The organism is Flavobacterium niveum, from assembly GCF_055231775.1.
Window position 1 is genome coordinate 345,538 of record NZ_JBUYSX010000006.1, and the last position, 19,921, is coordinate 365,458.

20 protein-coding genes are annotated in these 19,921 nt (G+C 45.8%); 12 read left to right on the forward strand and 8 right to left on the reverse strand.

Going from position 1 to position 19,921, the window contains the following annotated elements:
- Nucleotides 1–22 precede the first annotated feature (22 nt).
- The 7 genes from hemC (at nucleotide 23) to ACZIX4_RS16295 (ending at nucleotide 6,034) form a co-directional block, all read left to right on the forward strand.
- The gene (gene hemC / locus ACZIX4_RS16265; RefSeq protein WP_463336697.1) at nucleotides 23–946 is read left to right on the forward strand and encodes a hydroxymethylbilane synthase; all 924 of its coding nucleotides are present in this window, start codon (nucleotides 23–25) and stop codon (nucleotides 944–946) included.
- Complete coding sequence (locus tag ACZIX4_RS16270) at nucleotides 946–1,614, forward strand: uroporphyrinogen-III synthase (protein WP_463336698.1); 669 nt, start codon at nucleotides 946–948, stop codon at nucleotides 1,612–1,614. The genes hemC and ACZIX4_RS16270 overlap by 1 nt, the downstream gene beginning before the upstream one ends.
- 165 nt (nucleotides 1,615–1,779) lie before the next feature.
- On the forward strand, nucleotides 1,780–2,808 hold the full coding sequence (hemE, locus tag ACZIX4_RS16275; protein WP_463336699.1) for a uroporphyrinogen decarboxylase: 1,029 nt from the start codon (nucleotides 1,780–1,782) through the stop codon (nucleotides 2,806–2,808).
- Nucleotides 2,809–2,918: 110 nt separating this feature from the next.
- The gene (locus tag ACZIX4_RS16280) at nucleotides 2,919–3,464 is read left to right on the forward strand and encodes a GNAT family N-acetyltransferase (RefSeq protein WP_463336700.1); all 546 of its coding nucleotides are present in this window, start codon (nucleotides 2,919–2,921) and stop codon (nucleotides 3,462–3,464) included.
- Nucleotides 3,454–4,356 (forward strand): oxygen-dependent coproporphyrinogen oxidase, encoded by a 903-nt coding sequence (gene hemF / locus ACZIX4_RS16285; RefSeq protein ID WP_463336701.1) that lies wholly within the window; start codon nucleotides 3,454–3,456, stop codon nucleotides 4,354–4,356. The genes ACZIX4_RS16280 and hemF overlap by 11 nt, the downstream gene beginning before the upstream one ends.
- Before the next feature lie 92 nt (nucleotides 4,357–4,448).
- Nucleotides 4,449–5,462 carry a porphobilinogen synthase gene (gene hemB / locus ACZIX4_RS16290; protein ID WP_463336702.1) on the forward strand — a complete coding sequence of 338 codons (1,014 nt, stop codon included), beginning with the start codon at nucleotides 4,449–4,451 and terminating at the stop codon, nucleotides 5,460–5,462.
- Between the two features lie 176 nt (nucleotides 5,463–5,638).
- Nucleotides 5,639–6,034 (forward strand): c-type cytochrome, encoded by a 396-nt coding sequence (locus tag ACZIX4_RS16295; RefSeq protein WP_463336703.1) that lies wholly within the window; start codon nucleotides 5,639–5,641, stop codon nucleotides 6,032–6,034.
- Between the two features lie 51 nt (nucleotides 6,035–6,085).
- Here the strand turns inward: ACZIX4_RS16295 and porZ are convergent, their stop codons facing one another.
- Both porZ and ACZIX4_RS16305 read right to left on the reverse strand, forming a co-directional pair.
- Complete coding sequence (gene porZ, locus ACZIX4_RS16300) at nucleotides 6,086–8,368, reverse strand: type IX secretion system anionic LPS delivery protein PorZ (protein WP_463336704.1); 2,283 nt, start codon at nucleotides 8,366–8,368, stop codon at nucleotides 6,086–6,088.
- Between the two features lie 318 nt (nucleotides 8,369–8,686).
- On the reverse strand, nucleotides 8,687–9,832 hold the full coding sequence (locus ACZIX4_RS16305; RefSeq protein WP_463336705.1) for a cystathionine gamma-synthase: 1,146 nt from the start codon (nucleotides 9,830–9,832) through the stop codon (nucleotides 8,687–8,689).
- A 110-nt stretch (nucleotides 9,833–9,942) separates the two neighbouring features.
- Here ACZIX4_RS16305 and ACZIX4_RS16310 point away from each other — a divergent pair, with 110 nt between their 5' ends.
- Nucleotides 9,943–10,737 (forward strand): DUF3298 and DUF4163 domain-containing protein, encoded by a 795-nt coding sequence (locus ACZIX4_RS16310; protein WP_463336706.1) that lies wholly within the window; start codon nucleotides 9,943–9,945, stop codon nucleotides 10,735–10,737.
- 89 nt (nucleotides 10,738–10,826) lie between these two features.
- Here the strand turns inward: ACZIX4_RS16310 and ACZIX4_RS16315 are convergent, their stop codons facing one another.
- The gene (locus tag ACZIX4_RS16315; RefSeq protein ID WP_463336707.1) at nucleotides 10,827–11,282 is read right to left on the reverse strand and encodes a DinB family protein; all 456 of its coding nucleotides are present in this window, start codon (nucleotides 11,280–11,282) and stop codon (nucleotides 10,827–10,829) included.
- 200 nt (nucleotides 11,283–11,482) lie between these two features.
- Here ACZIX4_RS16315 and amaB point away from each other — a divergent pair, with 200 nt between their 5' ends.
- Nucleotides 11,483–13,030, forward strand: a complete 1,548-nt coding sequence (amaB, locus tag ACZIX4_RS16320) for an L-piperidine-6-carboxylate dehydrogenase (protein ID WP_463336708.1) — start codon at nucleotides 11,483–11,485, stop codon at nucleotides 13,028–13,030.
- A gap of 58 nt (nucleotides 13,031–13,088) precedes the next feature.
- On the opposite strand, the gene ACZIX4_RS16325 is transcribed toward amaB, so the two are convergent.
- The 3 genes from ACZIX4_RS16325 to ACZIX4_RS16335 form a co-directional block, all read right to left on the reverse strand.
- Nucleotides 13,089–14,084 (reverse strand): acyl-ACP desaturase, encoded by a 996-nt coding sequence (locus ACZIX4_RS16325; RefSeq protein ID WP_463336709.1) that lies wholly within the window; start codon nucleotides 14,082–14,084, stop codon nucleotides 13,089–13,091.
- A 6-nt stretch (nucleotides 14,085–14,090) separates the two neighbouring features.
- Nucleotides 14,091–14,825 carry a lysophospholipid acyltransferase family protein gene (locus ACZIX4_RS16330; RefSeq protein ID WP_463336710.1) on the reverse strand — a complete coding sequence of 245 codons (735 nt, stop codon included), beginning with the start codon at nucleotides 14,823–14,825 and terminating at the stop codon, nucleotides 14,091–14,093.
- A 252-nt stretch (nucleotides 14,826–15,077) separates the two neighbouring features.
- The gene (locus tag ACZIX4_RS16335) at nucleotides 15,078–15,488 is read right to left on the reverse strand and encodes a BrxA/BrxB family bacilliredoxin (protein WP_463336711.1); all 411 of its coding nucleotides are present in this window, start codon (nucleotides 15,486–15,488) and stop codon (nucleotides 15,078–15,080) included.
- Nucleotides 15,489–15,744: 256 nt separating this feature from the next.
- On the opposite strand from ACZIX4_RS16335, the gene ACZIX4_RS16340 reads away from it, so the two are divergent.
- On the forward strand, nucleotides 15,745–16,422 hold the full coding sequence (locus ACZIX4_RS16340; RefSeq protein ID WP_463336712.1) for a hypothetical protein: 678 nt from the start codon (nucleotides 15,745–15,747) through the stop codon (nucleotides 16,420–16,422).
- Between the two features lie 91 nt (nucleotides 16,423–16,513).
- Here ACZIX4_RS16340 and ACZIX4_RS16345 read toward each other — a convergent pair whose 3' ends face one another.
- Together ACZIX4_RS16345 and ACZIX4_RS16350 are read right to left on the reverse strand one after the other, a co-directional pair.
- Complete coding sequence (locus ACZIX4_RS16345) at nucleotides 16,514–17,062, reverse strand: hypothetical protein (protein ID WP_463336713.1); 549 nt, start codon at nucleotides 17,060–17,062, stop codon at nucleotides 16,514–16,516.
- Between the two features lie 93 nt (nucleotides 17,063–17,155).
- Entirely contained in the window at nucleotides 17,156–18,298 is a 1,143-nt protein-coding gene (locus ACZIX4_RS16350) for a lycopene cyclase family protein (protein ID WP_463336714.1), read from the reverse strand.
- A gap of 141 nt (nucleotides 18,299–18,439) precedes the next feature.
- Here ACZIX4_RS16350 and ACZIX4_RS16355 point away from each other — a divergent pair, with 141 nt between their 5' ends.
- Nucleotides 18,440–19,594, forward strand: a complete 1,155-nt coding sequence (locus ACZIX4_RS16355; protein WP_463336715.1) for a DUF5929 domain-containing protein — start codon at nucleotides 18,440–18,442, stop codon at nucleotides 19,592–19,594.
- Nucleotides 19,595–19,601: 7 nt separating this feature from the next.
- On the forward strand, nucleotides 19,602–19,892 hold the full coding sequence (locus ACZIX4_RS16360; protein WP_463336716.1) for a hypothetical protein: 291 nt from the start codon (nucleotides 19,602–19,604) through the stop codon (nucleotides 19,890–19,892).
- Nucleotides 19,893–19,921: the final 29 nt, after the last annotated feature.

Below are 19,921 nucleotides of genomic sequence, written 5' to 3' on the forward strand. Positions count from 1 at the left end.
TCAGTAACTTGAAACTTTAAACTTGGAACAAAAAACAATAAGGATTGGCACCCGCGACAGCGAACTCGCATTGTGGCAAGCCCATACTGTACAACGGAAGCTTGAGTCATTAGGCTACGCCACCGAAATTGTGGCCGTAAAGAGCACCGGCGACCTGATACTCGATGTACCGCTGTACGAACTGGGTATTACCGGTATTTTTACCAAAACGCTGGACGTAGCCATGATTAAAGGCGAAGTGGACATAGCCGTGCACAGCATGAAGGATGTACCTACCGCCCTGCCGAAAGGCATCGTTCAGGCAGCAGTGCTGGAACGCGCCGACACCCATGACATACTGGTACACAAAGGAAACGACGGTTTCTTTCAGGATGCGGCTACCATAGCCACCGGAAGCCTTCGCAGACAGGCACAATGGCTGCACCGTTACCCGAACCACACGATTACCGACCTGCGTGGCAACGTAAACACCCGCCTTAAAAAGCTGGAAGAAAGCACGTGGGAAGGCGCCGTGTTTGCCAAGGCAGGACTGGAACGCATTAACGTGCTACCCGAAAGCCACATAACACTCGACTGGATGATTCCGGCACCGGCACAGGGGGCCATGGTAGTTGTGGCTATGGAAAACGATGCGTATTGCCTTGAAGCCCTTGCCCACCTGAACCACACCCCTACCGAAGTGGCTACGCACATAGAACGTCAGTTTCTTCGCAAGCTGGAAGGCGGCTGTACTGCACCTATAGGAGCTTTGGCAACCTACATAGACGATGAAATCCGTTTTGAGGGTGTATTACTGAGCATAGATGGCAAGCAAAGGCTGCACATAGAAAAGGTGATTCCTGCTAATGGGGATTATCCCAACCTGGGCAATGCCTGCGCCGATGAAATATTGCAAAATGGCGGTGCCGAACTGATGGAACAGATACGTACCCAACTGAAAAAATAATGGCTTACCGTGTACTTTCTACCAAAAAGCTGCAACCAAACCAAAAGCTGTACCTGCTTAATGCAGGGCTTTCGGTTATTGAGGCAGATTTTATAGGGGTACAATACAAGCCTTTTGAAATAAAAGATACGGCAGACAACCTCATCTTTACGAGCCAAAACAGCTTTCTGGGATTTTTAAGGCATATAGCCAGCGGTATATTTACCAGCAGCAGGGTATTTTGCGTAGGCGAAAAAACAAAAAGCCTGATAGAACGCCACGGCTTTACGGTTGCAGAAACTGCAACCGATGCCGAAACGCTTGCGCAGCTGATTGTAGATCAGTACGCTCAGGAGCGTTTTATGTTCTTCAGCGGGAACCTGCGCAGGGAATCGCTCCCAAATGCATTGGCCACAGCCGGGGTAGCATTTACCGAAACCGAAGTGTACAACACAGTGCTTACCCCGCATAAAATTGAAACAAAACTCGACGGTATACTGTTCTTCAGCCCATCGGCAGTGGAGAGTTACCTGAAAGAGAATAATATAACAGGTGAAGCCTGCTTTTGCATCGGGCAAACCACCGCAAATGCATTAAACGATATAACCGATAAAGTGGTTGTGGCACACAAGCCGAGCATTGAAAATGTAATAGTGCAGGTGAGGAATTATTACAGGCCTCACCCCTAACCCCTCTCCCACGGAAAGGGGAACAGCTTCACTCACACCCGTCATTGCGAGGAACACAGGAAAGAGTGGCTCCTGCAAGGTTTTTATAAGCAGAAATAAAGACAAAATGTTAAACCTACAAGGTTTCGGAAACCTTGCAGGTTGGCAAAACATAAAAACAAACAAATGAGCATAAAAAACGACCTTTTCTTAAAAGCATTACGAAACGAAACCGTAGAACGCCCACCCGTATGGATGATGCGCCAGGCAGGGCGTTACCTGCCGGAGTTCCGTGCGCTGCGCGACAAATACGATTTCTTTACCCGTTGCCAGACGCCTGAGCTTGCCGCTGAAATCACTGTGCAGCCCATTCGCATAGTAAAGCCGGATGCAGCCATACTGTTCAGCGACATCCTTGTGGTACCGCAGGCTATGGGTATAGAGGTGCTTATGAAAGAAAGTGTTGGGCCGTTTTTGCCAAACCCTATCCGTTCAGCTCAGGATGTAGAGAAGGTAATCGTTCCGGACATCCATGAAACGTTGGGTTATGTAATGGATGCCATAAAGCTTACCAAGGAAATGCTGAATGACGAGGTACCTCTTATAGGCTTCGCCGGTAGCCCGTGGACTATATTCTGCTATGCTGTGGAAGGTAAAGGCTCTAAAAGCTTTGATACCGCCAAAGGTTTCTGCTTCTCGCAACCTGAGGCCGCGCATGTATTGCTTCAAAAAATAACCGATACCACTATAGCCTACCTTAAAGAAAAAGTAAAGGCAGGTGTAAACGCCGTACAGGTGTTCGACAGTTGGGGCGGCATGCTGAGCCCGGTTGACTACCAGGAGTTTTCATGGAAGTACATCAACCAGATTGTAGAGGCTTTAGCACCGGAGACACATGTTATTGTGTTTGGCAAAGGCTGTTGGTTTGCGCTTAACGATATGGCACAGAGCAAAGCTTCGGCACTTGGTGTAGACTGGACGTGCAGCGCCCGAAATGCCCGTTACCTTAGCGGTGGCCGCATTACCCTGCAGGGTAATTTTGACCCAAGCAGGTTACTATCGCCTATCCCTACTATTAAGAAAATGGTAAACCAGATGATAGACGAGTTTGGCAAAGACAATTATATTGTAAATTTAGGCCATGGTATACTGCCGAACATTCCGGTAGACCATGCTAAAGCGTTTGTAGACGCAGTTAAGGAATATAAGAAATAAGCCTCTCCCCAGCCCTCTCCAAAAAAGAGGGAGCAGCTTCACTCTGATTTATGCATGAGAGTGAAGCTTAGCCCCCTTTGGGGGTTGGGGGCTAAACACACACACTAAAAATGAAAACCTGGTATACCGACAGGATAAGCAACGTAAAACCTGCGGAGTTCTTTTCGCTTATAGAAAAGAACAGGGCCTATATTAACCCCACATTTCCCGTAACTGTATCGCTGTGCGACTCGCTGGAGAAAACCACGGCTTTCCTTATAAAGGCCACTAACAACGAAGAACGCGGAGAAAACTACTATTTCTACCTGCGCGATGCTGCCAGCAACAACCTGATAGGCTATGTATGCGTAAAGAACATCATACTGAACATTATGAAGGCGGAACTGGCCTACTTTATAGATGCCGAGTACCAGGGCCGGGGCATTATTACCGATGTAGTTTCAGAGGTTTCCGATTTTTGTTTTACTACGCTTGGGTTTAACAAGGTATACATTTGCGCCCACCCCGAAAACCACGGCAGCAGGAAAGTTGCCCTGAAAAACGGTTTTTCGCAGGAAGGCATACTAAGGCAGGAATTTAAGAACATGCACGGCGTGCTGGAAGATGTGGTATACTACGGTTTGCTTAGGTCTGAATACAAAAAGAATGAAAGATAAATTTTACGCATACATACAGCAGTTACAAGACACCATAACCGCCGGGCTTGAAGCGGTGGACGGCAAAGCTACATTCCGTGAGGATATTTGGCAGCGCTCCGAAGGCGGTGGTGGCCGTACCCGTGTGATAGAGGGCGGCAATGTATTTGAAAAAGGCGGTGTGAACATCTCTGCCGTACACGGGCCGTTGCCCAAAGCCATGCAGGCGTATTTTAACGTGGGCGATGTAGATTTCTTCGCCTGTGGCCTTAGCCTGGTTATCCACCCGAAAAACCCGTTTGTGCCCACCGTACATGCCAACTGGCGTTATTTTGAAATGTACGATAAGGCGGGTAATGTGGTAGACAGTTGGTTTGGCGGCGGGCAGGACTTAACACCGTATTATCTTTTTGATGAAGATGCCACACACTTTCACCAGACCTGTAAAACGGCTTGCGATAAGCACGACGCAACTTTCTACCCGCGCTTTAAAAAGCAGTGCGATGAGTACTTTTGGAATGCACACCGCAACGAAGCCCGTGGTATAGGTGGCCTTTTCTTTGACCATTGCAAGGCAACTGATGATTTTGGCATGGAGCAGTGGTACAATTTTGTAACCGAAGTAGGCAACAGTTTTCTGGAAGCGTATGTGCCAATCGTAGCACGCAGGAAAGACATTCCGTATACCGAAGAAAACCGTACCTGGCAGGAAATACGCCGTGGCCGCTATGTAGAGTTTAACCTGGTACATGACAAGGGTACGCTGTTCGGCCTGAAAACCAATGGCCGTATAGAAAGCATTCTTATGAGCCTGCCCCCGCATGTGCAATGGGTGTATGACCATCAGCCGGAAGTGGGTAGTGAAGAAGATAAATTATTACAGGTACTTGCCAATCCGAAAGACTGGATATAATGATATGCCGCTCCTATGGAGCTCTGTCCCTGACCGTCTATTTTTTTCTATAAATATGCCGCGCCGCTGGCGCTTTTAAAAAACAAAGAATTATGTTCCCAATACACCGTAATAGAAGGCTCCGCACCAACGATTCCATTCGTTCATTGGTACGCGAAACCATACTGACACCAAACGATTTTATGTTCCCGATGTTTATTGCCGAGGGGACGAATATAAAAGTAGAAATCCCGAGCATGCCGGGTATATTCCGTCGTTCTGTAGACCTTACCGTACAGGAAGTTAAAGAACTGTGGAGCCTTGGCATTAAGGCTGTGAACATTTACGTAAAGGTAGACGACAGCCTTAAAGACAATGCCGGGGTAGAATCATGGAACCCTGACGGGCTGATGCAGCGTACCATAAAAGCCATTAAAGATGCCGTGCCGGGAATGATTGTAATGCCCGATGTGGCGCTGGATCCCTACTCTATTTACGGTCACGACGGAATTATAAAAAACGGCGACGTAGCAAATGACGAAACGGTGGCTGCCCTTGTAAAAATGGCGGTTTCGCATGCGGAAGCAGGAGCCGACTTTGTAGCGCCCAGCGATATGATGGACGGCCGTGTTATCCGACTTCGTGAAGGGCTGGACAGCGCCGGTTTCCACAATGTGGGTATCATGAGCTATGCTGCTAAATACGCGTCGTCATTCTACGGGCCGTTCCGAGATGCGCTGGATAGTGCGCCAAAGGAAGGCGGCACTTCGGCAAGTTCAGTACAGGCTGCCCCTAAGGACAAAAAGACCTACCAGATGGACTATGCCAACCGTGTAGAAGCCATACGCGAAGCCCTGCACGATGTGGAGGAAGGCGCCGATATAGTTATGGTAAAACCGGGCATTGCCTACCTGGACATTGTACGCGAAGTGAAAAACGCCGTAAACGTACCAGTATCGGTATACCAGGTATCGGGTGAGTATGCCATGGTAAAGGCCGCTGCCGAACGCGGATGGCTGGACCATGACAAGATAATGCTGGAGCAGCTGCACTGTATAAAACGCGCCGGTGCCGATATTATCAGCACCTATTTTGCCAAAGAAGCGGCAATTTTGCTGAATGAATAATATCTTTGCCCTGCCTTTCCGCAGGAAAGCTTAGTGGCCTTATTTTTTGTTTAACCAAAGGTTTGTGCCCTTCGTGAAAAACTTTGTGAACCTTGTGGTAAAACATACCTCGCAAAGCCGCGAAGCCGCAAAAGTTTTGATAATAAAATGTAAGGCTACAGGATAAATAAACTACAATGAAAAAACTATTACTGATAACCGCCGCTTTCAGCCTTACGGCATGTGGTGGTAAAAAGGCTGAAGAAAGCACATCGGGTACTGTTGAAGTTTCTGAAGGCGATGTGGCCAAACTAACCCCGCAGGAAACCCTGGGACAGGAAATATTTGACGGCAAGGGTAACTGCTATACCTGCCATAAACCCGATGCACAGTCTATAGGGCCGTCTATAAAAGATATTGCAAAAGTGTACCGGGATAATAATGGCGATATGGTCACCTTCCTGAAGGGAAATGGCAAGCCGATTGTAAAACCGGAACAGTACGAGGTGATGAAAACCAATTTCTACCTCACAAAAACCTTCACAGACGAAGAATTAAAGGCAATCGAAGCCTACATGCATACGTACAAATAAAAAACGCGGAGAGGGCTTCTCCGCGTTTTTTATTTGTATTTCATCCGGGAATTAGTTCCCGCGTATAATCATCACTTTGCGCACGGCAGTCTGCGTGGCGTCTTCGGTAGAAATAAATACCATGTATACACCACTGCGTACCTTGTATTTACCAAAGGCCGTAGTATCCCACAGTATGGTACCGCCTTCGCTAGTGGTTTCATACACCAGGTTACCTTCTATATCGGTAATTTTTATATTGGCATTATCAGTAAGGTTGGTCACTTTTACATCGCCGTCAAATCCCGGGCGTACCGGGTTAGGGTATACATACACCTTGCTAAGGTCGTTAGCCGCAGCGGTAGAAGTACCCTTAAAAGACACCATGCCTTTATCGGTAGCAAAAAACACTTCACCTGTAGTGTTATCTACTGCAATATCGTTAATGGTATTACTGGGCAACGGCGAGTTTTCTTTGGTGAAGTGGTATAGCGTACGCTGCCCGTCCGGCGATACAAGGAAAGCCCCGGCAGTGGTGGTAGCAAACCATTTGTTGTCAGACCCGTCTACCTCTATATCCAGTATTGCCTGCCCGTACATAAGCTCCTGCGCCACGCCGTCTTCCTCAAAAATTACCGAATACACATCAAGCGATTCCTCCGTCATAAAACCTTCGGTAGTATACAGCACACGCAGGCCATTGTTAGTGCCTATCCACAGCCTGCCGCTATTATCCTGTGCCAGGCTGCGTACATAGTTATCAGGCAGGTTATTATCGGTTGTAATGTTTATAAACTTTGGCCCCATAGTTTCGTTATATGCCACAATACCGTTATTGTAACAGCCTATCCATTTAGTACCGTTACGGTCTATTACTATGTCGCTGTATTCTTCACCTGTTTGCCCTGAAATTACGTTTTCAAAACTATACGAGTTCCAGCCGCTGCCGGTAAATACTTTCAGCGGACTCATAACCCTGGAGTTCATCATCCACAGTTTACCCGCACTATCAAATACCCCGCCACGCACACGTACGTTGTAATAAGGGTTTGGCAAAGGCGTTTGCAGGTTTTCCAGGCCGCTGTTAGTAGGGTTATACAGCACTTCGGGTACCATATCATTAAGTCTCAGTACACCATCACCGGTAGAAAACAGGTACACCTGTTTTTCATCATTAGGATTAAATGCAATATCAGAAAGTGACCTTACCTGCACCTGTGTACCGTTTATGGTTGTTAAGTCATCATACTTTATGTTTTCCCAGCCTCCGGCAGCAGTATATTTACTGGCCCCGTATTTGGCATCATCGGGTGTATAGTAATAACTGTAACCGCCATACACAGCCCACAGCCCCTTAGGTGTTTTTTCAAGCGAAAAAATACTACTGCGCAGTGGCCCGTTAGGGGTTATGTTCAGTACAGTAAACGAATTGGTATCTACACTGTACACGCCGTTTTCAGTGGTACCTATATATATTTTACGCCCGGCGTAGGTAGCTTTTGTAAATACTGCCGGTTCGTTTACCGTATTTATCTGTGTAGTGAGTGTAAGGGTGTTATCATACAGCACTACCTTTGTAGGGCATGTAATCAGCATAAAGCCGTTTGCCACCCTAAAGTCGGTTATTTGTGTGGGCAATGAGGTAAACACAGTAGTAGTACCGCTGCTTACGGTATACACCGTGTTCCAGTCAGACACAGCAAACAACACGCCCTGGTAAGGCAATACATTTCGCCATACACCCCCCGAAACCACGCTCCACTCGCTGAAGTTGATAAGGTTTGCCGTAAGCGGCGCTCTTTTTAAGCCCTCCTGTGTAGCGGCATAAATATAGCCACTGTGCACCGCGCACTGGTTTACTCCTATCTGCCCGCCGGTGCTGCCGATGTAGTAGGTATCGCCAAATTGCAGGGTTTCCATGTTGAACACTACTATCCCAAAATCACAGCTCAGGTACGCCATGCCCTCGTATTCGTAAATATTGTTGATGCTTTTTACACTCGCAAGCACATTGGTTTCCTGTACAATATCTATTTTGGTGGCTATAGTACCATCCGGGTTTACCACAAGGAGTAAACCGTTGCTGTTGCCTACCAAAAAGCGTTGTGTAGAGGTACTGTAGTATATAGAAGTAATAGTTTCGGCCTTAAGCCCGTCTACCGAAGTAAGGGTTTTTAGCTCCCCCGAAATAACATTTTGCGAAAAAACAGCACTTTCAGATGCTGCATATATACGGCCGTTGTTTTGTGCCATATCCACAATACCGGTATACGAAAAATAACTGCCCCACAGCTGGTTTTGGGCAAAGCCAAAGCAGCACATGAAAAATAAAAGTAAAGTAAAGCGAATGTTCATCGGGCACGTTTATTTGCGCAAATATAGCTAAAACGCAGTTATCGCCGTTTTTGTATATCTTACCAAAAAATAAAGCCACGAATTAACCTCTAACTTTGAGTTTGAGAGTCTGTTAAAAGTATGTTTTTACCACAAAGTACACAAAGTTTTTTCGCAAAGCACACAAGGAAACCGCCTACGGCGGGAGACCACAAAGCTTTGTGTCCCATAATCGTAGCTCCTTCTCCCAACCCGCTTAGTGCCCATGGTGAAAAACTTTGTGCCCTTTGTGGTAAAATATTTTAATAGCGTCTTACGCGTATTTGTGGTTTAAAACCCTTAAACCGTAAATGCCTGCTCTATATCGGCTATAAGGTCGTCAATGTCCTCTACGCCAACGCTAAGGCGCACCAGGTCGTCGGTAATGCCTATTTCCTTACGTTTCGGTTCGGGGATAGATGCATGCGTCATCAATGCAGGGTGGTTCGCCAGCGACTCCACTCCGCCAAGCGATTCCGCCAGGGTAAACACCCTCACGCTCTCCAGGAATTTAATGGCATCTGCCTTCTCTCCCGTCTTAAATGTAAACGACACCATACCGCCAAAGCCGCCTTTCATCTGCTTTTTGGCAATATCGTAATACGGATGGCTTTCCAGCCCCGGGTAAAACACCTTATCCACTTTCGGGTGGCTCAGCAGGTATTCGGCAACTTTTTGACCGTTAAAGCTGTGGCGCTCCATACGAAGGTGCAGGGTTTTTATACCGCGCAGCACCAGGTAGCTGTCCTGTGGGCCAAGTGTCCCGCCTGTGGCAAACTGCGCAAAGTGCAGCTTTTCGCCCAAAGATTCGTCCTTAACCACAAGGGCTCCGGCTATAACGTCGCTGTGGCCGCCAAGGTATTTGGTAGCGCTGTGCATTACTATGTCGGCACCAAGGTCCAGCGGGCGTTGCAGGTACGGGGTAGCAAAAGTATTGTCTACTGCAAACAGCAGGTTGTGCACTTTGGTTATTTTACCAATGGCCTCAATATCGGCCAGCTTCATCAGTGGGTTGGTAGGTGTTTCCACCCAAACCAGCTTTGTATTTTCGTTGATAAGGCTTTTAAACTTCGCCTCATCGTTCATATCCACAAAATGGAATTTAATGCCGTAGTCCTGGTAAATACGGGTAAACATACGGTAGGTGCCGCCATAAAGGTCGTCCATGGCTATAACTTCGTCGCCGGGCTTCAGCAGTTTCATTACCGTATCGGTAGCCGCAAGTCCCGATGCAAATGCAAGGCCACGCGTACCGTTTTCTATACTGGCAAGGGCGTTTTCCAGCGCGGTACGCGTAGGGTTTGCCGCACGGCTGTACTCGTAGCCGGTATGTACACCCGGGCTGCTTTGCGCAAACGTAGACGTTTGGTACACCGGTGGCATTACCGCTCCTGTAGAGGGGTCGTGGTGCTGCCCGCCGTGTATGGTTTTCGTGTTAAATTTCATATAAACTTGATTTTCTTTCTAATACTATCCGGCAAATTTACTGTAATTTAGTTAGACCGATAATATGTTTAACGGCAATTAACCTTGTACAAACCCAAACAGAAACCGCTATGAAACGTATACTAATAGCCGCCGCACTACTGGCTACTCTGGCTTCCTGCAAAAAAGAAAAGCAGGAAACAGGCACTGAAACCGATACAGATACCACAACAATATCCACCCCCGAAATCGCTACCGTTTCTTTCGACAAAAAGGTGTACGAAAAGAAATCGGCTATAAAAACCAAAGACCCCCGTACATCAGTAACCATAGATGTGCCTGAAGCCGTGGGTACAGGTGCCGACAGCATTAACAACAAAATTTTCCGTACCGTGCGGGAGATTGTACATTTTGGCGAAAAGCCTTCGGATGCCAAAAGCTATGAGGAGGTAATGGCATCGTTTGTTGCTGCCTACGAGGAACTCGCAAAAAAATACCCGGACGAGGATGTGCCCTGGGAAGCTAAGGTTACCGGTGAGGTTACCTATAAAAACGACAGCATAGTAAACGTAAAGCTTACACACTACACCTTTGCCGGTGGTGCACACGGTTACGGTGCAGATACTTCGCTGTTGTTTGATGCCAAAACAGGCCACAGCATTACCCAAAACGATCTGTTTAAGGACAAAAAAGGTTTTACCGCACTTGCTGAGAAGAAATTCAGGGCGAAGTACAAGATTACCGGAGCCAACATAAACAGTACCGGGCTGTTCTTCCTGAACGATAAATTTTCATTGCCAAACAACATCTTCTTTACCGACAAGGGGTTGCTGCTGCAATACAACAGCGATGAAGTAGCCGCCCATGCCGAAGGCACTAAAGATGTGCTGGTTACCTATGCGGAAGCGAAACCGTTTTTGAAATAGTTTTTAGTTTTCAGTCGCAGTCACAGTTTTCAGTCGCAGTCACAGTTTACAGTAAGTCGTAACTGCGTACTGCGACTGAAAACTGTAAACTAAATAAACTTCTTCAGCTGCATCATGATGCCTAAATGCAGGGCTTCGTGGTGATTGTTAAAGGCTATGGCATCTTCTACCGTAGCCAGGTCGTACCCCATTTCGCTTTTGCGTGAGTTGTATTCGGTAAATACACCGTCGTTATAATCATCCTCGGTTTTACGGATAAGCGAATCCAGCAGGTGGCGCAGTTCTACAGCTTCGCTCGGCGAAATATCGCGGTGCGGGTGCGTGCCACGGGCGTATAATGCTACCAACTCATCACTCACCACCATGGGCAGGCCGCTGCCTTTATAGATTAACGACTGTTGCGACACTATGATGTGGCCTATGTTCCATATCAGGTTGTTACGGAAGCCATCGGGTATTTTGTTCAGTCCTTCTATGGTAAAATTCTCAAAATATCCGTCCAGCAGTTCGTGGGTACGGCGGGTTATTTTAAATTCGGTTTCCATATTGTTTTTTGTTTGCTACTAATTTCACCAATTTCCCTAATTTATCAAACTCTTTTGGCAAGGCTTTTTGAAAGAAATTCAGTTTTTTAGCGGCTAATCGAAAAAATTTGTGAAATTCGAGAAATTCGTGGCAAATAACCCAAAATATTTAAAAACCGCTATATTTGTAATATAACAACAAACAGCAAAAAAGTTACAAAATGGCTACACTTACCGATGCCATCGGCATACAAAAAGTACTAATCCAGCTGGGCATTACCGAAATTAACGCAGGTACCTCTACCGGTACCGAAAGCTTTGCAAGCGGCGCGCTTATTTCATCGTTCTCTCCGGTAGACGGTTCGCTTATCGCAAAAGTACAGGGTTCCACTCCCGACGATTACGAAAAAGTAATGGCTAAGGCCGAAGAAGCCTTTAAAGTATGGAGGCAGGTACCTGCCCCTAAGCGTGGCGAAATTGTCCGCCAGATGGGCGACGAACTGCGCAAGCACAAAGATGCACTGGGCCAGCTGGTAAGTTACGAAATGGGCAAGAGCCTGCAGGAAGGCCTTGGTGAGGTTCAGGAAATGATAGACATCTGTGATTTTGCAGTAGGCCTGTCGCGCCAGCTGTATGGCCTTACCATGCACAGCGAGCGCCCTAACCACCGCATGTACGAGCAATACCATCCTATAGGTATCGTAGGCATCATCTCGGCGTTTAACTTCCCGGTAGCGGTATGGAGCTGGAACTCGATGCTGGCGTGGATTTGCGGCGACGTGTGCGTATGGAAACCATCGAGCAAAACCCCGCTGTGTGCCATAGCCTGCCAGAACATCATGAAAACCGTACTGGAGCGCAACAACCTTCAGGAGGGCCTTTGCTGCCTGGTAACCGGCGAGGAGTGTAACGACATCCTCACCAACGATAAACGCATACCACTGGTGTCATTTACGGGTTCTACACGCGTAGGCCGCCACGTAGGCCAGGTGGTTGCAGGCCGTTTCGGTAAAACAATATTAGAGCTGGGCGGAAACAACGCTATTATAGTAAGTGAGCATGCCGACATCAGCATGGTGCTTGTAGGTGCCGTGTTTGGCGCTGTGGGTACCGCAGGCCAGCGTTGCACCACTACACGCAGGCTTATCGTCCACGAAAGTGTATACGACAAAACCATAGAGGTGCTTAAAAGTGCGTACAGCCAACTGAGCATTGGTAACCCGCTTGACAGCAACAACCACGTGGGGCCGCTTATTGATACCAATGCAGTACAACAGTACCTTGCCGCTATTGAAAAAGCAAAAGCAGAAGGAGGCAATGTAGTGGTTGAAGGCGGTGTACTTGAGGGCGAAGGCTACGAAAGCGGCTGCTATGTAAAACCGACTATCATTGAAGCGAAAAACCATTTCGAGATTGTACAGCACGAGACTTTTGCGCCGATACTGTACGTAATGAAGTATACTGATATTAAAGATGCCATTGCGCAGCAGAATGATGTGCCGCAAGGGCTTTCATCGTCTATATTTACCAACAACATGCGCGAAATGGAACTGTTCCTTAGTACGCAGGGCAGCGACTGCGGTATAGCCAACGTTAACATCGGTACTTCGGGTGCTGAGATAGGCGGTGCATTCGGTGGTGAAAAAGAAACCGGCGGTGGCCGCGAAAGTGGTTCTGATGCATGGAAAGCCTATATGCGCAGGCAAACGAATACCATTAACTACGGCACACAGCTGCCGCTTGCACAGGGTATTAAATTTGACTTGTAATCAGAAAAGAAATTTCTATATGCAGAAACTCCCGCCAGTGGCGGGAGTTCTTGTTTTATTACTTAATCAAAGCAGGCTGTACCCACTTGAATATATGTGGCTGTTCCGGTATTGTAAGCCTGTCGCTTATGCGTGCCATCCTGTCCGGTAGCTTCATAAGGTAATCGCGGGCTTTTTCGGCTTCAGCTGTAAGGCCGTCTATCTTGTCTATTTGCCATTTTTCTATCAGCTTGCGCAGTATGTCTACATAGTCATGGGCTGTGTACACACCTATACGCTGTGCAGCATTTGAAAATTCCTCAAACGCCGTGCTTATCTTGTCGCCACTTTCGCGCAGGAAGTGCGCCGGCATGGTTATCTTCAGCTTCATCATGTGCTGGAATGCCAGCATCATTTCGCTTGGGTCTATTTTAAAGATACGGTCTACAAACTCGCTGTATGCAAGGTGGTGACGCATCTCATCACCCGCAACAAGCCTGCACATTTTGCTCAGTTTTTTATCGCCATACTGCTTTGCCAGTTGCGAAACCCTGTTGTGCGATATGTATGTAGCCAGCTCCTGGAAGCTTGTGTACACAAAGTTTTTGTACGGGTCGCGGTCAGTACCTATGTCAAAGCCGTCGTTAATAAGGTGCTGTGTGGTCATTTCCACTTCGCGCATGTTTATACGGCCGCTAAGGTAAAGGTACTTGTTCAGCAGGTCGCCGTGGCGGTTTTCCTCGCCGGTCCATTGGCGTACCCATTTACTCCAGCCGTTGCCACCGTTTTCTACCTGGTTTACACCTTCTACATCCATAAGCCAGGACTCATAAGTAGGCAGTGCTTCCTCAGTAATGGTATCACCCACAAGGGTAACCCAAAAGTCGTAAGGCAGGTCTTTGGCTATTTCACGCAGTTCTTTTACCTCCTCAAAAAAGTTTTCATTTTGAGAGTCGGGCAGCAGGTCGGTAGGTTGCCAAATGGTTTCTACCGGTATAAGGTATTGCTCCACATAAGAATCTATGTTCTTTTCCAGGAACTGCATTACCTCCAGGCGGATATTTTTTACAGACATGTCTCTTTAATTTTTTATTCCTTGTATCACTGCATTCTCAGTCCTTGCCATTACTTCTTCAAAAGGGACGCCTTTAATTGCAAATGGTTCCTGTACTGTAAAAGTTAAGCGGTTGCCTATGCCAAGCGGAAACTGTCCGTAACGTACCATCTTCCATGAGTTGTTAATGCTCACAGGGACAATCCACGCCGACGGGGCATATTTGCAGAGTATTTTCAATCCGTTTTCGCTAAATCGCTTCGGTTCTCCGGTTTTGCTCCGGGTACCTTCGGGAAATATAACAGCCGAACGGTTGTTTTTTTCTATATACTTGCCAAGGCCTCCTATAGCAGGTATGGCCTGCTTAGGGTCTTTACGGTCTATAAGTACACTACCTCCGTGCCTTAGGTTATAAGACACACTGGGTATACCTTTGCCGAGTTCTTTTTTGCTGACAAACTTCGGGTGAAATTTGCGCATGAACCATATGATTGGTGGAATGTCGTACATACTCTGGTGGTTTGCCACTATAATAAGCGGCACCCCCGAAGGCACTTTTTCCACGCCTTCAAATTTTGCTGTTGTACCCAATGCCCAAAAGCTCCTTACCAGCCAACCGTTCAGGATATCCACGCTTTTTTTGTGCGCCTGGTACCCAAACAGGTTAAAACACACCCACTGTATGGGGTGAAAGATGAGCAAGAATAAGCCGAATATCAGGTAAAAAACTACCGATAACGGGTAAGCCAACAGTTTTCGCATTCTTTAATAAAAAATCACGCAAAAGTAGTGCCTTTTTGTGGAATAATAAAAAGTTTTAGTATGCAGGCATTTTATTTATGATTATTAGATTTTGAGAAGGTTGGATTATTAGACTTTCAGACCTCTACTAATTTCAAATGATTTTAGTTCCCTCAAACTTCGAATTAACAAATAACCACATAACCATAAAAAAGAAAAACCACGCCGTAAAGCGTGGTCCTCATTTATCTTAAATTAAAGAGTTGAACCTGATTAGCAGAAATCGTTGTAAGCCTCTTTAAGGTTTTCGGCGATAAGCTCTGCAGGGCGGCCTTCTATGTGGTGGCGCTCCAGCATGTGTACCAGTTCACCGTTTTTAAACAGCGCCATACTTGGCGATGACGGCGGGAACGGGAACATAAGGCCACGGGCAGCGTCTACAGCTTCTTTATCTACACCGGCAAATACGGTGATGATGTTTGTAGGCACTTTTTCGTTAGCCAGGCTCATACGTGCACCCGGGCGGGCGTTACGCGCAGCACAACCGCAAACTGAGTTAACTACTACAAGGGTAGTGCCCTCTTTCTCAATTTCGTTTTTTACGTCTTCAGCAGTAAATATTTCTTTAAACCCGGCCTCAGAAAGTTCGGCACGCATCGGTTTTACTAATTCTTCAGGATACATAACTGTACTAATTAAAGTTTTATGGCTACAAAGGTAACGAATTTTACATCTAAAAATATAAATGTATCAATTTTTGTTACAGAATGTTTTTGAAAGCTTCTTAGTTTCTGAGCCGCTTAGATGCTTAGCATTACAGGTCATTTAGTAATGTGGTTATTCGGTAATTCGAAAATACCCGAATGTTCATTAAGCCAAATCGTTATTTGTTCAGGCAAAAACTTTTTTAGTAAATTTACCTTAACCAAAAACCAATCTTATGAATATCATCCGAATAATAATTTTTCTATGTATTCCGCTATTTTGCAAAGCACAACTTAGCGAAACAGAACTGTTGTTAAACGCTGCCTGTAAAAATGTGGTACCTAAAGAGTTTCGTTATTTTAATCTGGTGGATTCAAGTTTTGTAATGGAATTTGACAAATACAGCCTGGATGTTCGCGAACGAGAAAACAAGATTTTTCTGGATAACAATCCTGAATTTAACCCTGAAGAATTTATAGCACTGGCAAGCAAAGCTCAGCCACAAAGTTGGAAAGAATTGAAGATTGAAAACGCAGTTTTATATTCGAAAAACACTATTCCGAGATTTCCCACTTGGGGTAAAATTACGAGATTGGTACCGTATGACACCCCTAAACGCACATTAGACAGCTTAGAACAAAATAAAAAATATGATGAGTTAATTGTTCGGGTGAAAGAATCATGGAGCCAAAAGAAAATAGACAGGGTAACCGATAAAGCCTGGCAGGACTACTATGACGCAACCCCTCCTGAAAAAATGACTTATTTCAGGATTTCCACACCGCTATTTTCATCTGACGGGAAATATGCCATAATTCAGGTGAACAAAGCCGGGAGTGGGGCATGCTATATTTTTACAAAGACAGATGGGGAATGGAAACAGGTTTACGTTTTTGGCAGGTGGATTTCTTAAAAGTAAGCTACTGAGTCTCTGAGCTACTTAGCTTTTGAAGGCACCACATAATTCAAAATATAAAATTTAGAATTTAAAATAAACTATAGCTTTAGGGCAACAAGAAAAAGCGCCATCCGCTCCAGTAGTCGTGATAGTTTTGCTCAAAAGATTTAAACTCACTTACCACGGGGAAATTATTTTCTTTGGCATAACGCATATAATCTGACTCTGATGCAAATTCTTTCAAAACATCGGAATCTGAATTGTAAACAAAATAAACATTTTTATAATCATAAAAATCACCAGATAGATTTCCACACACATAACTATCCTTTATTAGAAAAGCTGTAGTCTGCACCTGACTTTTATCCGGAGTATATACATCTTCAAGGGTTGCAATATTACCCGAATCTATATTAGACAGCCCATCACTCCAACCCACGGGTATACGCGCCGAATCTCCTAAGCCATGATTGCCATAAGGCATAAACATATACACAAACAGCAGTACCGCAATGCCTGACGCTATTTTTTTAAGGGACAAAATAGGTTTGTCCTTTTTTAGCTTCTTTAAAACATAGCGTATTATCCAGGCGTACGCAAAACTGAGTAAACCAATCTTGAATAGTTCAAAAATAAAGTGTCCAAGTGCTTCCATAATGTTGGTTGGTTATTTTTAATAAGTTCGTGAGTCGCTTAGCTTCTGAGCTATTTAGCCCATCTCGTTCATTTAAAATATAAAATTTAGAATTTAAAACAATCTACCCAGCAGCGCTTTAATAAACAATCCCTTTGGGCAGCTCCATATTACCTTCAGGTCGCCCCACAGCGAGGTTTCCTCATCCAGGAATTTAAACACAGGTGCTGCCTTCCCCTTTCGGAACATCGCCGAGAAAATGGCACTGCCTTTTTCGTTATGCTTAGCCAGTATATCCAGCAGGAGTAAATCGTAAAACCAAAAACGGGTTGGCTTATAAAACTGCGTAAGCGGTTTATCCGTTTGCAGGAAATCCACGAGCTTCCGGCTCAGCTTATCGGCATTTTTAAAGGTATAGCCCGTGCTGGCCTTGGTCCACCCCCCTGCCGAACCTATGTACATAATGTTTTTGGTATTCGCCTGCCAAAACTTATAGCCCGTCATGGGGATGCTGCCTTTTTCTTTACCTAATATATCATATCGGGTTACACCTAAGTGGGTAATATACTCCTGTATAGCAGTTTCGTATTCGTGTTCGGGCAGCAGGTCTTTGCTGAACAGCGTATATTCTACAATGGCTTCGGTAGCACTAAACGGCAGCACGTACATAAAGCGGGTATTACCCTTTTGTGCCACGCCAAAATCCATAAATATGGGTATACCGGGATTAAAAATCCTGGCTTCCTTCACTTTTACATGCCAACCGATGAAATGCTGTTGCAGTACCGGGTACTTTTTTTGCAGGGCAGGTAACGTGGGGCAGTATATGCTGTTAAAATACGTATCGCAGGTGTAACTTCCTGTTTCGGTTTGCACTTCGGTACCATCTCCTGTATCTTTAAAAGAAATAACCCGCTCCCGGCTAATTTCTACATTGGGATGCTTAATCAGTTCAGCCTTTACAAAGGCATAAAAATCAGCCCCGCGTATCATTTTGTATTTGTAACCTCCGAAATCAAGCCTTCTCTGCATGTGCGCATCAAGAAAATTGGCTTTATCCCACTTGCGGTACACAATGCTGTCCCACTCCCCTGTACCGGTTTCCCAGTAACACCAGGTGCGGTCGTTTGCCGTTTTTATGTCAGGGTCTATGAGCAGTATATGCTTATCTGTAAAACTGCCCGAAAGTACCATACGGTACACCGTCATGAGCGCGGCCAGCCCCGTACCCGCAAAAATATAGTGGTAGTGTTTCATTATCCCAAAAATAGTAAATAGGCAGCACTATTTTTCAGGGGATTAACACCAAAAGGGCTTTTATATCCGTTATTTATTTAATAGATTTGTTACCAGAGGGTTTCGTTTCAATCTGAAATCTACAATCTGAATTCTGAAATCATGATTAATAAGCGCCTACTCATAAAAAACCTGCTCGCCCACAACGACGAGAGCAGCTTTTATGACAAAAAGCGCCAGTTGAACCTGCATACCAAAGAAGGTAAGGCTAAATTTGCCAAACATATCTGCGCGCTGAGTAACAGCAACCCTACCAACAACAGCTATATAGTGGTAGGTGTGGAAGACGGCAGCAACGATATTGTGGGTACCGACTTCTATGACGACAGCCGCATACAAAACCTGGTAAATGCCCTGCTGGAAAACCCTCCGCAGATACAGTACGAAAACGTGCCTTTCCCTAACCTGCCTAAAGACCACGTGGTGGGGCTGGTTACCATAAGCCCGAATGGGCGCACGGCTTATTTTAAAAAGAATATTTACACCATACCCGCCGGGGCTATCTTTATGCGCCGGGGCAGTAACTCCATACCGGTAGACGGGCTTAGCGTGGAGCCTAACCGCATGAACGAACTTACGGTGGGCAACATAGAAAACAGCTCCCGAAACAGCATAGAGCACACCCTGGAGGGAGTTATCGACTTTATAAACAACCGCCATAAGGACATGGCTGCACACTACAAGGTGTTTAAGGAGTTGTTTATAGTCTGTTGGGCCGGCCATAAAAAAGTGGTGAAAGGCCGCAACTACTACAGCCGGGTGGACATAGAGCTGATTAACGAACAGATTAAGCTGTTTTATTCGGCGTTAGATGAAGTAAGTATAGAGTTTACAGACGATACTTTCAGTATTACCGAATATGTAGCCCTGGGGCTGAATGACAAAACCAGCTATTACCCGCTGGAACAGGTGAACATCAGCTTTACCGAGAAAGGCACCTACCATATAGAATCGCAACTGTTGTTTGACCCGCCGCAGTACAACGAAAAACTGATGTACCACATATACAATTCGCAGCTCGCACTGCTTCGCAAGCTGGAAAAGAATGTATACCTCACCGACCGCGAGTACAACGATGTGGCCAACCTGCCCAGTACGCTGATGATTTGCTACCTGAACGGTTTTGAGGATGCCAAGCAGCTTTTGGCGGATGCCAAACCCTTACTGAAAGCCTTCCCGGACCCTTCTGTATATGTATCGTTTAAGGAAGCGATGCGGGTATTACGCAAAATGAAGTACGACAGGCAGGTAACTTAGATAAAACATGGAACAATCAACCTCTGCATTAGGTAATAAAAAAGTAGGCACAGGGCTTACTATAGTTTTCTACATTGTCGCTTTTGCGACCATTATAATTCTAAATAAAGTTTATCCCGGTGGTCCTTGTGCACCCGGTGCAGGTATTATGGTAGCGTTTTTATTACCAATCATAAGCCTTATATTATTTGTGGTGAATTTTGGGTTGTATTTATATGGCAAAGAACATCATAAACCATCGGCAATGATACATTTAGGCATGCTGGTTTTTTATTTTGTATTGTTCTTCCTGCTGTAGCAAAAAAAGCGGCACCGAAGTGCCGCCCG